Genomic DNA, 14,630 nt, shown 5'->3' on the forward strand with positions numbered 1-14,630 from the left:
TCTCTAGATCAGCAAAAGATTCTTGTTACCTTGCGCCATATTTGGCTCATCTTTGAAAATTAACAAATGCCTGTGCAAAGACATTTCAATTGATAATCTAATTTGAGGCTATGGCCTCAATGATATAACAACCATAAAAAAACAGACCTATGAAAACATAGGTCTGTCCAAAGATATCTCAATAAAATTTAAGCAATTTTGCGTAAATCTTGTGCCAAATCTAAATGTTTTTCAGCTTCAAAAGCAGTATTTTTGCTGATCATTTTTTTCAAATGACGCATTTCTTTCGCCGCATTGACGGTAATACCGGCAACGATTTGACCATCCGTCACACCGTACATCACGAATGAATTGTCTGCACCTTTGGCTGCATCCATTTCACCGCGGACCAGCCATTGCTCTGCTGCCATATCACCCACGAACTGGAAATTGATGTCCAGTTGATCCGTCCAGAACCAGGCTGGACTGGCTTTCGGATGTTCAACACCCATTACGTGACGCGCGAAAATACCTGCTTGAAGGTTGGCATTTTCCCAGGTTTCCACACGGCGGTGATGACCACAATCACGAATTTGAGTGGCTACGTCACCCGCTGCATAAATATCAGCATTGGAAGTCTGGCAGTTCTCGTTGACTTTAATTGCAACATCCACATCCAGACCAGCATCTACTGCAAGCTGAGCATTGGGTACGATCCCAATGCCGTAAACCACCGCATCAGCACGAAGTTCTTCGCCACCTTCAAGAGTCACAATAACTTCTTCACCATCCAGTCGGCAAGCCGCGATAGATGTTGAAAGACGAACATCCACACCTTTAGCACGGTATTGTTCAAGCAGGAATTCGCTCAGAATCCGTGGTGAACAGCGACCCATTACCATTGGACCCATTTCAATCACGGTAACGATACAATCTTTGAAGCGTGCAGATGATGCCAGCTCTAAACCAATCACACCGCCACCGATCAGGATAAGACGACGGCCGGCTTGAAGTACCGGAACTAAGGCTTGTGAATCTTCAAGGTTACGCAAGGTATAAACGTGTTTACCCAGAGTATCGAAATTTGGTAAACGACGCGCTGCACCACCGGTTGCAAGAAGCAACTTGTCATAATCAACAACTTCACCATTTTTAAGTTCAATGCTGTGCGCTTCCGCGTTGATTTTCACCACGCCATTGCCACGAATCACTTCAACATTCAAATCTGCCAGTTTTTGTTCTGACAGAATTTCAATTTTGGTGTCTTCCGGTTTCAAGATCACATCTTTAGATAAAGGCGGACGTTCATAAGGAAGATGGATTTCATCACCTACAAGAATGATTTTGCCTTCGTATTTGTTACCGCGAAGTTCTAAAATGGCGCTCGCACCGGCTTGGCCAGCTCCAACAATAACGATGGTTTCGATGTTACTCATGTGCTTACCCTTTCAATTCTGCAGATACAATGCCGAAGCCTGCAATCCATTCACTGATTGCTTCATAAACTTGCGTGGTCATTTCGTATTCGCCCAATTCAGACAAGGCTGCAAATGCTGCAATCCATGAACGAACTTCCTGACCACCACGACCACCTTCACGGCGAATGTCTGCTTCAGTCATGGCTTCAATCGCTGCGAAATCGGCATTCTTGAAGGTTTCAAGCAATGCGATATCCCATTCAGCATTTAAAGGTACGGCAACAGAAGTATCTCCTGCTGCCAGCTTTTGACCGACTGCAATAATTTTTGACTGACGTACTTCACGTGCTTCAGGACTAGGATTACGGCCACAAATCAGGAATTCTTCCACTTCAGGTGGCACAGAACCCATTTGCGGTGTCGGTGGATCATGCGAAAGACCACCCGTACCTAAAATAAGAACCCGTTCATTTTCAAGATTTAAAGATTTGATGAACTGCCCAATCGCACGACCTAAAGCCACGGTACGCTTGGTGGTTGGCATCGGTGCTGCTGCACCATTAATAAACACCGGAATGGTTGGATAACGATCAAGCTGACCATCGCACAGGAAATGCAAAGGCTGAGTCACGCCATGGTCAGCCTGCATGCGGTAAGAATAGGTAACATCCACACCTTCATCCAATACGCGGCGCACGAGAGCAAGCGCAGTATCTTCCGGCACATTAATCTTGTTGTTCTCTGCACCATAATTCCAGTCGCCTGCGGCTGTAGCACGAATGCCCACGCAGAAACTTGGCATCAAGTCGTAAAAGAAACCGTTGAAATGGTCAGGTCCAAAAGTAATAATTAAAGTTGGATCAAAGGCTTTGACTTCAGCCGCCATTTTTTCAAACGCAGCACGAACATTTTTTTCTTGTTCTGCATTTTGAGGTGCAGCAAATTCCATAAGTGGACTATGTGACGCACAAATCAGTTTAACGGACATGAGTCGCTCCTAAACGAAGGCAGCCAAATGGCTGCCAGAGTGTGATTCTGAGTTTTTCAGAATAAGGTTTGATGAAGACTTTAGACTTAGTCTTCAAAAAAACCTGCACGTGGCTGACGTAAACCACGAATTCCCAGACCACAGTCAGCATTAATTAAAACACCAGTCAGCGTACGGTTATTGGCACGAGACGCCAGCAACACATACGAACCGGTCATATCTTCAGGTTCTGGTAAAAAATTCAACGGCATGCCACGGGCAATTTTCTCGGGATCACGTGCATCCAGCAGACCTAGGTTTTCTTGACCCAGTGATGCCGCACCTTTGATATTGACGTTCATGCCTGATGGTGCAACTGCGTTGACTCGCACTTTCGGTGCAAGTTCATAGGCCAATTCTTTCATGATACCCACGCCCGCATGTTTAGATGCGGTATAAACTGGACCACCACCCGCTGAATACAACGCAGAATTAGACAGGGTGAAGATGATTGAACCTTCAGATTTGACCAATTCATCCAGCGCAGCTTTGGCACCCAAAATGAGTGACTTGGTGTTAATGCCCATGATTTCATCAAAGGCTTTTTCCAGCTGCTCACCTGAAGTATTGACGATATCAGCATAATGATCCCAAATGCCGGCATTACCAACAAAGCAATCCAGCTTGCCAAAACGCTCAACGGTTGCATTTACCGCACGGACATTATCTGCATAGTTGGCTACATCACCTTCAATCGCAAGAACTTTACCACCGAAGTGTTCGTTCAATGCATCCACTTTAGTTTTTGAACGTTGAAGAACCGCAACTTGTGCACCCTCTTCCAAGAACCGCTCAACCAAAGCCCAGCCTAAACCTGAACCACCACCCGTAATAAGTGCAACTTCGCCTTGTAGCCAACCCATGATTATTCTCCTGCCATCTCTACAAACAATTGACCATCTTCAACAATCACTGGGAAAGTTTTGATTGGATCAGTTGCAGGTAGACATAAAGCTTCACCCGTTTTCAAGCAGAAACGTGCTGAATGCAGTGGGCATTCAACCGTACCATCATCTTCAAGATAACCTTCAGACATAGACGCATTACCATGTGAACAACGGTCATTCATGGCGAAGAATTCTCCGCCATTGTTGAACACTGCAAGCGCTTCAATACCATTCACGCCGCAATCTACTTTTAGCGCTTCGCCTTCGTCTAATTCGTCAACTTGGCAAACAAAAATCTTATTCATTAGAAGAATACACTCAGGTTATGTGAGTTATAGGTCACTTGATCTAACGTAATTTTACGGTTGAAGATCTGGAAGCCCAAATCACTTTCAACTTTACGGATTTTGTCGTGACGCTTACCACAGTAAATCGTTACGTCTTTCTCTTTTTGGGTACGGTATAACAAATAAGTTACGTACACGTCGTATTCGCCTTCCACTTCAGTCGGCTCTACAATCACGTTGCTCACCATGTGAGTGGTACGTGATGGAGGCTCTTCAGCCCAAGCCATACCGGTTTCAAGACGCGCAACACGGCGTTCAAGCAAATCTTTGGTGTCGTTAAATACCCAAGTTGTCGGTGGTTCAACTGAACGGCGACGGTCACGGGTTTGAGCGTTTGGCGTGGTACGCAGCGTATAAGAAATATCTTCTGCCAACATGTCTAGCCAATCGCGGAATTTCCAGTCGTCCAGTGCTTTGCCTTCACGATACAGAAACTGACTGATTTGATGATGAAGTTCTAAACTGATCTGACTCATTTCATTAGCTCCTTCTCGTATTCGTCAGCGGCTTTCTCTACGTCTTCCCATTTTTCATGGATCAACAGGTCTGCCCAACGGCGGTATAAGCCACGTGCAGCAGTTTCAGAGAAAATGTAGTTGGTAATCCCTGGGATACCATCTTCACGTTTTTTCTCGTTACCCAAGCCCATTTCCATAATCAGTTTGTTATTACGTGCTTTATAACCACGTAATACTTTTTGAATCTCAATCCAGTTCTCAGAGTCATCTTGCTCTAAGAAACCGGCAGGACCGAAGGCACGGGTTGCAGAACGTTCGAATGCTTCTTTCACTTCTTGCGACGCTTCAGCATCGGCAATACAGAATGCCCACACTTCAGTTTTATTTGGACCACGTGGATGCCAAACACGAAGTGTTGCAGTACCGTTTAACCAGGACATGGTCGGGAACATGTTGTTATGACCCGCAAGACGAAGTGCACGCGTTTCACCCAGACGTTCTTTTACTTCCTCGAAAGTTTCACGGAAGTAGTTGGCAACTTCACCGTCTACCCAAACGTTAGCGTCTGGTTTTTCAGTAAAGAAGAAACCTGAACCATGACCGCGCGCGCCATACTGGATCGCGTCTTTCGCGGTTTCCCAAACTGGACGAGCCGTTTGCGCTGCGCCTAATTTTTTCGATGATTCATCATCTGGTTTTGCACCCAATACTTGAATGGCAGAGGCGTGAGAGAACAGTGCGTGATACTGGTCAGATGCAAACTGTTCAGCTGCAAATTTCCAGTTACATTCAATTTCCCATTTGTGCACGCCACCAATGATTTCAGTACCACCTGGACGACGGTCTAATACACCATCCAGATACCATGCGATATCACCCATGTATTCGATTAAATCTGGTGTGGTTTCATCCCAGCAGCCGAAGATCAGGCCTTTATAAGACTCAACCCGATTCACTTCAACCAGACCCCATTTCTCTTTGCATGCGCCTTGCGGGAAAGCACGTTCTTCTAATGGAATATCTTTCAATGAACCATCAATACCGTAAGACCAGCCGTGGTATGGGCAAGTAAATGCACGCGTATTACCACAGTCTGCGAAGCTCACACGCATAGAACGGTGACGGCATTGATTTAAGAATGCTTTGATTGAGCCGTCTTTTTGACGTGTCACAATAATCGGATCTTCACCCATATAGGTATTGAAGAAGTCGCCCGATTTAGGAATTTGGCTTTCATGACAAAGGAACAACCAAGTACGGCCAAAAACGCGTTCAAGCTCTAATTCATATAAATCTGGATCTGTATAGATCGATGGCGAGATACGACCATTTTGTGCATCGACCAAAGCATCGATTTCGCGCACATCAATTTTTCCACTCATGAGAAGCTCTCCTGTGACGGACTCAGTCACAAAGTAAATAGACTCAACTTTTAGTGGATAATGGTTTTATAGCGACTTTTAGTGAAATATTTTTTTTGTTTCAATTAAGATATTTTATGGATTATTAGCAGTGTTATTTTCTATATTAATTTCGTCATGAAAAAAGCAAGACCATTTATTTTCTAAATGGAAGAATCATCTTCACGGCATAGTTGTTTATAGATTATACTCTCCCAAAATTATAGTAAGACATTTTTTGGATTACTCATGGGACTGCTTATATGGAATTACGACACCTTCGATATTTTATCACCGTTGCAGAAGAACTGAACTTTAGTAAAGCGGCGTTAAAGCTTTATACTGCCCAACCTTCTTTAAGTCAGCAAATTAAAGACCTTGAAGAAGATGTAGGCGTACAACTGCTGTATCGCACCAAACGAAAAGTTGAACTCACGGAAGAAGGGGCTGTATTTCTTGAACAGGCACGCTTAACACTGGCTCAAGCAGACAAAGCCATTGCCATGGCACGTCAAGTCTCGCAAGCGAAACAGCAAATGCTGCGTATTGGCTTCGTTCCGGTCGCGGAAATGAAGATTTTCCCTTATGTCTTGCCAAATTTACGTGTGCAAAACCCTGATGTAAAAATCGAATTGCTCAGCCTCAATAACAATGAGCAAATGAAACTGTTGAAAAAAGGTGAACTGGATGTCACGTTTACCCGGCATAATTCGAATAGTGAAGACATCGAAAGTTTATTTGTTTTACGCGAACCGCTGATTTTTATTTTGCCCGAAAATCATCCTTTGGCGAAGTATGAACGTATCCCGGTTAAGGCATTGAATGGAATAGATTTTATTATTCCTGCTGCTGAACAGTCCCTGACATTACATAATGCCATTCTGGATTTTGCCAAATCTAATGCCATTGAATTCAATATTGTGCAGAAAGCCGACAATATTTTGTTCAATATCAACTCGATTGGTATGGGTTTAGGTTGTACGATTTTACCGGGCTATGTAGCACCCTTGACCATGAACAATACCGTCATTCGTCCTTTAGACGTTGAGCTTCCTTACCTCGACTTGTATGTCAGTTACCATAAAAACAGCAGTTCTATGGTTGTGAAGAAATTTATTGAATTACTGACTCGGGTTTTTTATCTGAATATCAATCGTGATTGATTAATGTTTACCAAAATGTTCTCTCAATTCGGCCCCATTATTTTCCTGATAAATAGTGGTGGCTTTTTATGCACCTTTTTGGTTATTTCTCCCTCAGATTAGACTGAAGTCTTATAAAAATTTATCATTTCGAAACCCGTCTTGATGGGAAATAACGTATAACTTTTGCTTATCTAATTTATAAAAATATCTCATAATTATTAAATTACAACTTAAGTCTAATAAGCTGATCACAATATTTTTAAAATGCTTGTAAAAAATAAACACCACTGTAGAGAAGATAATGAAAATACACCCATTGCATCGAATAAAAACAGCTCTTCAATACCATCCTTATTTCTTTTTTACTTTTCCTGCTATTGCGGTGTTTTATTATTTTCTACACTGGCTGACCCAATGGGGGTGGTCTACCTGTCTTTTAATCAGCTGGAATATCGCGATCTATAGCTATTTACTCTTAACCCTGAAGAAATTATGGCGTACAGAACATGAAAATATTTTACAGCGCGCACAACAACAAGATGCCAGTAAATGGCTGATTTTACTGCTGGTGATCCTGACTTTAATCATGTGTTTCATTGCCATCGTTATTGAAATTAATCATTTACCCCCAGGTACCACCATTCGTATAGGACACTTAACCTTATCGGTTCTCACCCTTGTTTCTGCATGGTTTTTTATGCATACCATTTTTGCCATTCATTATACCCATGACTTTTACCTGGCATTACAAAAACATACAGATGGTGGCCTGGATTTTCCCAAGACACCACGCCCAACTTACCCAGATTTTATTTATTTCAGTTATGTGGTCGGAACCTCAGCGCAAACCGCAGATGTATCCGTCACTTCACGCTCCATGCGGGTATTAAATACCTTGCACCTGCTGTTGGCCTATGGATTCAATACCACTATTCTGGCGATCAGTATCAATGTTGCGGCTAACTTTATTAGCACTTAATTATTGACACTTAATTATGAGTCCTTAATTAACGGCATAAAAAAGGATGACCTCAGTCATCCTTTTTCATTTTATTCATACAGCGCGATTAAACACCACGAGCTGTTAAATAGTTTTTGATCACAGTATTAAATTCTTCAGATTTTTCAACTTGAGACCAGTGACCACATTGGCTGAAGATGTGTGCATCAGCATGCGGAACTATATTCAAGATATCCCATGAACGAGACACAGGAATCACCACGTCTTGTACACCATGAATCAACAGCACAGGAACTTTGATTTCTTTCATTTTTTCGAAGTCTAGCGGAAATTCGAAACGGTCACGGTCACGTGCGCCAACCACGTCCATCAGACGGTCAGAGGCGTAATCGTTTTTTGCAGAATCAAAACGTACTTTCACCAATTCATCAGTGATCAAGTCTTTGTTCACCACAAACATAGAAAGCGTTTTCTTGATTCCTTCTTCAGTAAGCACTGGATTAGCATGCGCTTTAAGTGCAGCAGTCTGTTTGGCGCCGCCAGTACCCATAGACACGATACCCAAAACACGTTCAGGATAATCAAGTACCATCTGGAAAGCTAACCAGCCACCCAAAGAGTTGCCTACTACCCAGGTCTTTTCGATACCCAAAGCATCTAAAGTACGGACTGCATGATCTACCCAGGCACGGATACCGTAAGCAGTGTTTGGTGCAACTACACTTTGACCATAACCGATGGTGTCAATTGCGATACAACGCGCTTGCTCACCAATTTGTGGCAAGTTTAGCCACCAGTTTGCAGCAGCAGATACGCCTGTACCTGAACCGTGTAAAAATAGAATAGGTGTACCTTCACCAATTTCGTGGTAATGCGTCAGCTCGCCTTCCGCGGTTTCAATCCATTTGTCTTCTAAGCCAAAGAATGGATCTGTTTGATAGTCAGGGATTTGAACAGTGCTCATATTGATTCCTCTTACAGTCTTTAGCTTGCGTGTCCCTCTATTACAAGAATTCGACGTCAAGTTGACTCATTAAAATGACTTTTTACATCTTTATATTAACCGTTCAAGACCTGCAAACTGATACAAATTTACGATCAAACCCTATAAAAAAACGATTATTTAAGTCTTTGTTTTTTATATAATAAAAATAAAATTATACCCATAATTTACTTAAGGTATTTAAAACCAAAATATTCTAAAGACAAAAAAGAGCGACTGCTCAGCAGCCGCTCTTTTTAAATTAAACGATTTAGAACTTATAAGTATAGGTCGTTGCTACACGATACTCTTTAAGGTCAGATTTATAATCGAAGTCAGCATCGATATACATCGCCTGGAAGCCTAAACCTTTCAACTGACCTTCAGGCACTGTGTAGTTCAAGATTAAATTAAGCTCATCCGAATCCTGGTTTTTCTTGCCATTTACTTCAGCATCAAAACCCATCATATAGACCGCAGTAGCATTCAAGCCTTTTGCGCCCAGTTCAGAGAAGTCATAACCATAAGTTAAACCTACGGATTTCTCATCGATTGCAGTGAAGGTCGCAACACCCCAGTTAACTAAATAAGGCTGTGGCACCCAGCCGCCCAATGTCGGGAAAGCACTGTCACCGAACATTTGCTGATAGCCCAAACCAACGGTGTGCGCGCCGTAATTAACTTTTGCACCGGCAGATAATGCCTGATTATCAATTCGGCCATACAGTTTGTTGCCTGAATCCGAGTTATCGAAATAACGGATATGGCTATCCAGTTTGGCCTTTTCCCCTAAGGTAGTTTTGTAATTCATACCTGCATAATGCTGTTGGTAGATATCTTTTACATCTGCATACCAGTAGCTTGCACCCAGCTCTTTATTAAATTGATGATCCACACCTGCAATATACATACCGTCTGCTGTTGCACCATTATCATATGCAGGCGGAGCAAATTTGGTTAAGTCACGGAATTGGTTGTCATAACGGTTGTTAATGCCATCAATATACGCAAGAGTTAACTTGGTATCTTTAATGTCTTTCGATTCCAACCATGCACCGCTAAAAGTAGTCAACAACTGACGCGATGGATCGAAGACCAATACTGGAGATACCGGTAATAACTCCCCTACTTTTAATTCGGTTTGTGAAACCTTGGCTTTTAAGGTCGCGCCGACTTTACCGAAGTTATCTTTGGACTCTTTACCATCATGTGGCAACACAAAGTCCGGATTTTTATCACGGCCCTTCAATTTAAATGCGTGCTGTACCAAAAGATCTGCACCCACTTGAATGCCAGCGCCAATATCCTGATAACCGGATTTTGCATCCAGGGTAATGCCTTGTGACCATGAACCCCAGTTTCTGTCTGGTGTTTCTGCAATCTGGCGATCAAGATAGAAATTTTTGAATTTTAATTGGACTTGGCTATCGTCGATAAAATCTGCATTCGTTGCAGTTGTACCTAATGCTAGAGTCGCAGCACAGATGGCTTTCCATAAAGTTTGACGACGCATGGCTTATTCCTGTAATCAAATTAAGCTATGCCACCATCATGCTCAACCATGCCGCTAAAAAAAATCAGACCAGAGTATTAAAGAGCAACTTATATAACTTTATTTTTCTTTTTTCTAACATTTAATTCCAAATTTTAATATTTTTTAACAATAACTAGTTTTTGCTTACTGCTATTACGATCCATTTAAAATACTGTTAATTAAATTCTTTTTTTTTAGAAATGAATTAATATCGATTTATTAAGTGTTTTTTTAATTAAGCAGTCTCATAAGATCTTAAATCTATAAGCGGTATTTATAATAAATATCTAATAATTGAACTCAATTAAAAAATTAATATATAAATACATAAATAGTATGACTTAATATTTAAAATGTATTAATTATCACTAATATTCCATCCAATTACACTCTATATATTTGATTTTTATAAAAATAACGTTTTGTCTAATATAAGTTGACCTTAAACCATTTACACTACTCTAATAGTTGTAAATCATAATCAAGGATGAGTGAAATGAAATTCAACAAATTGGCCTTAATTACATCATTATTAGTTTCTACTCAGCTATTCGCTCAAAAGCCGAATGTGGTCATCATTCTGGCAGATGATTTGGGATATTCTGATCTAGGTTCATTTGGTAGTGAAATCAAGACTCCCAATATTGATAGTCTTGCTCATCAAGGAACCCGCTTTACCAATTACCATACTCCTAGCACGTGTTCTCCCACGCGTTCCGAGTTGATGTCCGGTACAGATCATCATCAAGCTGGGTTAGGTGCAATGGCGGAGACTATGCGGGAAGATGCAGCAAAATTTGATTTAACGCCCCGTCCACAATTTTTAGGTAAACCTGGTTATGAAGGTTATTTAAATACTCGCTCAATGACCTTGCCTCAAGTATTAAAAGACAATGGTTATAAAACACTGATGGCAGGTAAATGGCATCTTGGTTATACCCCCGAAACCAATCCGGCAAAGAGAGGTTTTGATTTTTCTTATGCATTATTAAATGGTGCAGACTCTCATTTCAAAACACTGCCTAATGGTATCGAACGTAAAACCATTTACACTGAAAATGGTCAAAAGGTGGAATTACCAGATAATTTTTATTCAACAGATTTCTTTACTCAAAAAGTGATTGAATATATTGGTAATGATAAGAAGCCAAGCCAACCTTTCTTTGCGTATGTTGCTCTCACCGCCCCACATTGGCCGCTTCAGGTACCGACAAATTATTTGAATATTTATAAGGGCCACTATGACCAGGGTTACGATGCAATCAAACAAAAGCGTTTAGAAAAAATGCTTAAGCTAAAGCTGATTAATTCTACAAAAACAGCCAATGTCGTTAGTAAAGAACTTGCTCCAATGAATTTAGATACCTGGAACAATCTAACGGCTGAACAGAAGAAAATCGAAGCGCGTAAGATGGAAATTTACGCGGCACAGATTAAAAATATGGATGACAATGTCGGAAAACTGATTAAACATCTGAAAAATATTAAGCAATACGACAATACTCTGTTTATTTTTATGTCAGATAATGGCGCAGAAGGGTTTTATCGCCCACTTCCAGGTTATGACAATAGTTATAATAATTTAGGTAAAACTAAATCTTATGAACTTATTGGTCCGCGTTGGACTGAAGTGAGCAGTGCACCATTTTCACTTTGGAAAGGAACTGCAGCTGAAGGCGGCGTCAGTGCACCTGCGATTGTTAAACTTCCAAATAGCACCACAGCTAAAATCAGTAATAGCTTTGTTAATGTAAAAGATGTTTTCCCAACTGTTCTTGAAGTGACCCAATCTTCATTAAAACCAGATTATCAGGATCCTAGCAAGTTCAACCAGCTTTCCGGTAAATCGTGGATCAGTTATCTTAAGGGTAAAACCAATTCCGTATATGGCGAAAACTTTATCTATGCAGATGAATTGCATGGCGATGCCTATGTGCGTAACAAGAAATGGAAACTCACGCGCACCATTACCAAAAACCTGAGTGGTCCGGACTGGAAGTTATATGATCTAGAAAATGATCGTACAGAAACCACTGACCTAAGTAAAAAACATCCTGAAATTGTAAAACAGCTCCAGCAAGAATATGTGAAATATACTCAACGTGTAGGTGTACAGGATTTCGCGGAGTAATACCCCATGTCAAATTTGATGAAAGGGAGTTGTCTGGTATTGCTCGTGTTCAGCCTTGCAGGATGCGACTCTTCAAAATCTGAGCAAGCTACAGAAACTGTCACTCTTGGAAGTGTCAGTCAATGTAAGCAATATTCAGGCTTGCCTGCGCTTTGGGGAAAATCCAAAACATCCGGTATGGTTGAAATTCCGGCAGGTGAAATTCTTTTTGGCTCAAACGCGGGTTATGAAGACGAACGCCCTTTCGATCAAAACAAACTCAAAGTAAACGCTTTCTGGGCTGATCAGACAGAAGTTACTGTTGCCCAGTTTAAAATTTTTGTAGATGCAACTGGCTATATTACCGATGCTGAAAAACAAGGTGGCGCAGCTGTTTTCATCAAACCTGAAACAGATAATGTTGCCATGATGTCCTGGTGGAAATTTTTGAAAAATGTTTCATGGAAAAACATTGATGAGAAATTTCCTGCGCTGAATGAGCCAGTTCGTTATGTGACTTATAATGATGCATTGGCATATGCAACATGGCTGGGTCGTGATCTGCCTACCGAATTAGAAAATGAATACCTCTCCAAAGGGTTTAGTGATCAGGAAGATATCGGCCCAAAATCGCATGGCAAAATTACCGCTAATTACTGGCAGGGTGAATTCCCTTATTCAAACTCTAATCAAGATGGATTTAAAGGTATAGCACCTGTCGGCTGTTTTGAAGCCAATCCTTTTGGCCTACATGACATGATTGGAAATGTTTGGGAATGGACAAATTCTGCATACAAAGGCCCTCATTCCGATATGCATATGGGCAATCCACAAATGACCCGTCACCACTCAGAACAGGTCATGACGATGACCATCAAAGGCGGTTCCTATTTATGTGCAGATAATTATTGTGCACGTTACAGGGCTGCTGCACGACACCCGCAAGAATTTGATCTTGCCACCTCACATGTTGGCTTCAGAACCGTACTACGAAAATAAACTTTAAATTTACAAGGATTGATTTTTAATGAAAAAATTTATTTTTTCAGGGTTACTTTTGTGCCTAGGAAATGCACATGCAATAGAAGACCTGAAAATAAGCAATACCGTTACTTTAAAAAACCTGTATGCAGAGCGGGATTATAGTGAAAGTGATGCAGACCTAGGCAGTTGGACACAAGGGCTGATTTATCGAGGAAAATTTAGCTATAAACTGAATCAGGACTGGAATGTCGCGTTAAATCCTTCTTTTCAATATGCTTACCGACTGAGTAATGATAAAGGTCTTGCAGATACTATTTTGCCTTTTGATCCAATCGCCCAAGAGCAAAAACAACATCAGCACAAGCAAGGGATTAATTTCGAGGCTTCATTTCAAAATCATACGCTAAGTTATGGTGAACAATGGATTAATAATCCAATGCTAGTGGTAGATCCATCTCGACAATTACTCCCATCATTTCATGGTGCGGTATATACAGGGAAATTTAAGGATACTACCGTTTCAGCAGGTTTAATTGATAAGTATTCACGTCGTAGTGCTGAACATTTCAAAAAAATTAGTGTAAAAAATATTGAATCTGATGGTTTAACTTATTTAGACATTCAGCATGCAATATCACCTAATTTAAAATTACATGTGTTCAATGGTTATCTGGAAAACCTTTATAACCAAAGTATGTTGGGGTTAGATTATAAATGGCAATTTCTTGATACAAAAATGCAAACCAACTTCCGTTACTTTAATAACACAGATATTGGAGATGCAAAACTAGGTTCAGTAGACAGCAACAACATTGGCATTATCAACTATGCAGAAGTACTGCCAAAATTGAAAGTAGGTATCGGCTACCAAAAAATATTTGGCGACAATAATTATCCTTTAATTGATGGTCCTATTCCTGTACTTGATTTTATTAACTGGACTCAAGGCTCGTTCATTAAAAAAGATGAAGAGTCATATCATCTAACTTTAAGTTATGATTTTGATGCCCTCATACCCGGTTTAAAATTAGACACCAAATATATTCGCGGTGAAAACTTTAAGACCCAAGGCAAGGACGACAATGAAACAGAGTTTAACTATCGTTTTGGCTATACAATTAACGACGGTCTGTTCCAAGGCTTAAGTTTCTCATGGCTCAATATTGATTATAAATCTAAGTATGGTCGAGATTATAACGAGAATCGTGTCTATACCATGTATACCTTTAAATTTTAAAATCCATGATAAAAACAGCTGAATTATTCAGCTGTTTTACACGCTAGATACTCAGAATAAAATACAGTAAAGATAAATCTAGCGCTCATTCCAATAAAGCAATGAGCAAAACAATTCAGGATTATTGATTAAATCACATCGAAAACACCAATCAAATAATT

13 protein-coding genes are annotated in these 14,630 nt (G+C 40.7%); 5 read left to right on the forward strand and 8 right to left on the reverse strand.

Annotated features, from left to right (window positions below; genetic code table 11):
- Positions 1-188: 188 nt before the first annotated feature.
- From hcaD to hcaE, 6 genes are all read right to left on the reverse strand, one after another.
- Entirely contained in the window at positions 189-1,415 is a 1,227-nt protein-coding gene (hcaD, locus tag E0H89_RS09020; protein WP_131216307.1) for a 3-phenylpropionate/cinnamic acid dioxygenase ferredoxin--NAD(+) reductase subunit, read from the reverse strand.
- Between the two features lie 4 nt (positions 1,416-1,419).
- A complete protein-coding gene (locus E0H89_RS09025; protein ID WP_131216308.1) occupies positions 1,420-2,385 on the reverse strand; it encodes a 3-carboxyethylcatechol 2,3-dioxygenase in 966 nt (321 codons plus the stop codon).
- An 86-nt stretch (positions 2,386-2,471) separates the two neighbouring features.
- Entirely contained in the window at positions 2,472-3,287 is an 816-nt protein-coding gene (gene hcaB / locus E0H89_RS09030) for a 3-phenylpropionate-dihydrodiol/cinnamic acid-dihydrodiol dehydrogenase (protein ID WP_131216309.1), read from the reverse strand.
- A 2-nt stretch (positions 3,288-3,289) separates the two neighbouring features.
- Positions 3,290-3,616, reverse strand: coding sequence for a 3-phenylpropionate/cinnamic acid dioxygenase ferredoxin subunit (gene hcaC, locus E0H89_RS09035; RefSeq protein ID WP_067722172.1), 327 nt, complete (start codon positions 3,614-3,616; stop codon positions 3,290-3,292).
- On the reverse strand, positions 3,616-4,134 hold the full coding sequence (gene hcaF / locus E0H89_RS09040; protein ID WP_067722174.1) for a 3-phenylpropionate/cinnamic acid dioxygenase subunit beta: 519 nt from the start codon (positions 4,132-4,134) through the stop codon (positions 3,616-3,618). Before hcaF ends, hcaC begins: the two co-directional genes overlap by 1 nt.
- On the reverse strand, positions 4,131-5,498 hold the full coding sequence (gene hcaE, locus E0H89_RS09045; protein WP_131216310.1) for a 3-phenylpropionate/cinnamic acid dioxygenase subunit alpha: 1,368 nt from the start codon (positions 5,496-5,498) through the stop codon (positions 4,131-4,133). Before hcaE ends, hcaF begins: the two co-directional genes overlap by 4 nt.
- A 281-nt stretch (positions 5,499-5,779) precedes the next feature.
- Here hcaE and hcaR point away from each other — a divergent pair, with 281 nt between their 5' ends.
- Together hcaR and E0H89_RS09055 are read left to right on the forward strand one after the other, a co-directional pair.
- Entirely contained in the window at positions 5,780-6,679 is a 900-nt protein-coding gene (gene hcaR / locus E0H89_RS09050) for a DNA-binding transcriptional regulator HcaR (RefSeq protein WP_131216311.1), read from the forward strand.
- A 283-nt stretch (positions 6,680-6,962) separates the two neighbouring features.
- Positions 6,963-7,640 carry a DUF1345 domain-containing protein gene (locus E0H89_RS09055; RefSeq protein WP_131216312.1) on the forward strand — a complete coding sequence of 226 codons (678 nt, stop codon included), beginning with the start codon at positions 6,963-6,965 and terminating at the stop codon, positions 7,638-7,640.
- Positions 7,641-7,728: 88 nt separating this feature from the next.
- Here the strand turns inward: E0H89_RS09055 and E0H89_RS09060 are convergent, their stop codons facing one another.
- Together E0H89_RS09060 and E0H89_RS09065 are read right to left on the reverse strand one after the other, a co-directional pair.
- A complete protein-coding gene (locus E0H89_RS09060) occupies positions 7,729-8,586 on the reverse strand; it encodes an alpha/beta fold hydrolase (protein WP_131216313.1) in 858 nt (285 codons plus the stop codon).
- Between the two features lie 289 nt (positions 8,587-8,875).
- Positions 8,876-10,117 carry an OprD family outer membrane porin gene (locus E0H89_RS09065; RefSeq protein ID WP_131216314.1) on the reverse strand — a complete coding sequence of 414 codons (1,242 nt, stop codon included), beginning with the start codon at positions 10,115-10,117 and terminating at the stop codon, positions 8,876-8,878.
- Positions 10,118-10,634: 517 nt separating this feature from the next.
- Here E0H89_RS09065 and E0H89_RS09070 point away from each other — a divergent pair.
- Genes E0H89_RS09070 through E0H89_RS09080 form a run of 3 tightly spaced genes read left to right on the forward strand, consistent with a single transcriptional unit; the run spans position 10,635 to position 14,469 of the window.
- On the forward strand, positions 10,635-12,269 hold the full coding sequence (locus E0H89_RS09070; RefSeq protein WP_131216315.1) for an arylsulfatase: 1,635 nt from the start codon (positions 10,635-10,637) through the stop codon (positions 12,267-12,269).
- Between the two features lie 6 nt (positions 12,270-12,275).
- Positions 12,276-13,247, forward strand: a complete 972-nt coding sequence (locus E0H89_RS09075; RefSeq protein WP_250697854.1) for a formylglycine-generating enzyme family protein — start codon at positions 12,276-12,278, stop codon at positions 13,245-13,247.
- A gap of 28 nt (positions 13,248-13,275) precedes the next feature.
- Positions 13,276-14,469: an OprD family outer membrane porin gene (locus tag E0H89_RS09080; protein ID WP_131216316.1), complete on the forward strand. Its 1,194-nt coding sequence runs from the start codon at positions 13,276-13,278 to the stop codon at positions 14,467-14,469.
- The last annotated feature ends 161 nt before the right edge of the window (positions 14,470-14,630 follow it).

This window comes from Acinetobacter sp. ANC 3781, from assembly GCF_004331285.1.
Classification (GTDB): domain Bacteria; phylum Pseudomonadota; class Gammaproteobacteria; order Pseudomonadales; family Moraxellaceae; genus Acinetobacter.

Excerpts from the sequence above, each read along its gene's own strand:
- E0H89_RS09080 (WP_131216316.1), top strand. The coding sequence starts at position 13,276 with ATGAAAAAATTTATTTTTTCAGGGTTACTTTTGTGCCTAGGAAATGCA.
- hcaD (WP_131216307.1), bottom strand. The coding sequence starts at position 1,415 with ATGAGTAACATCGAAACCATCGTTATTGTTGGAGCTGGCCAAGCCGGT.
- E0H89_RS09070 (WP_131216315.1), top strand. The coding sequence starts at position 10,635 with ATGAAATTCAACAAATTGGCCTTAATTACATCATTATTAGTTTCTACT.
- hcaF (WP_067722174.1), bottom strand. The coding sequence starts at position 4,134 with ATGAGTCAGATCAGTTTAGAACTTCATCATCAAATCAGTCAGTTTCTG.
- E0H89_RS09025 (WP_131216308.1), bottom strand. The coding sequence starts at position 2,385 with ATGTCCGTTAAACTGATTTGTGCGTCACATAGTCCACTTATGGAATTT.
- E0H89_RS09065 (WP_131216314.1), bottom strand. The coding sequence starts at position 10,117 with ATGCGTCGTCAAACTTTATGGAAAGCCATCTGTGCTGCGACTCTAGCA.
- hcaB (WP_131216309.1), bottom strand. The coding sequence starts at position 3,287 with ATGGGTTGGCTACAAGGCGAAGTTGCACTTATTACGGGTGGTGGTTCA.
- E0H89_RS09060 (WP_131216313.1), bottom strand. The coding sequence starts at position 8,586 with ATGAGCACTGTTCAAATCCCTGACTATCAAACAGATCCATTCTTTGGC.
- E0H89_RS09075 (WP_250697854.1), top strand. The coding sequence starts at position 12,276 with ATGTCAAATTTGATGAAAGGGAGTTGTCTGGTATTGCTCGTGTTCAGC.
- hcaC (WP_067722172.1), bottom strand. The coding sequence starts at position 3,616 with ATGAATAAGATTTTTGTTTGCCAAGTTGACGAATTAGACGAAGGCGAA.
- hcaE (WP_131216310.1), bottom strand. The coding sequence starts at position 5,498 with ATGAGTGGAAAAATTGATGTGCGCGAAATCGATGCTTTGGTCGATGCA.
- hcaR (WP_131216311.1), top strand. The coding sequence starts at position 5,780 with ATGGAATTACGACACCTTCGATATTTTATCACCGTTGCAGAAGAACTG.
- E0H89_RS09055 (WP_131216312.1), top strand. The coding sequence starts at position 6,963 with ATGAAAATACACCCATTGCATCGAATAAAAACAGCTCTTCAATACCAT.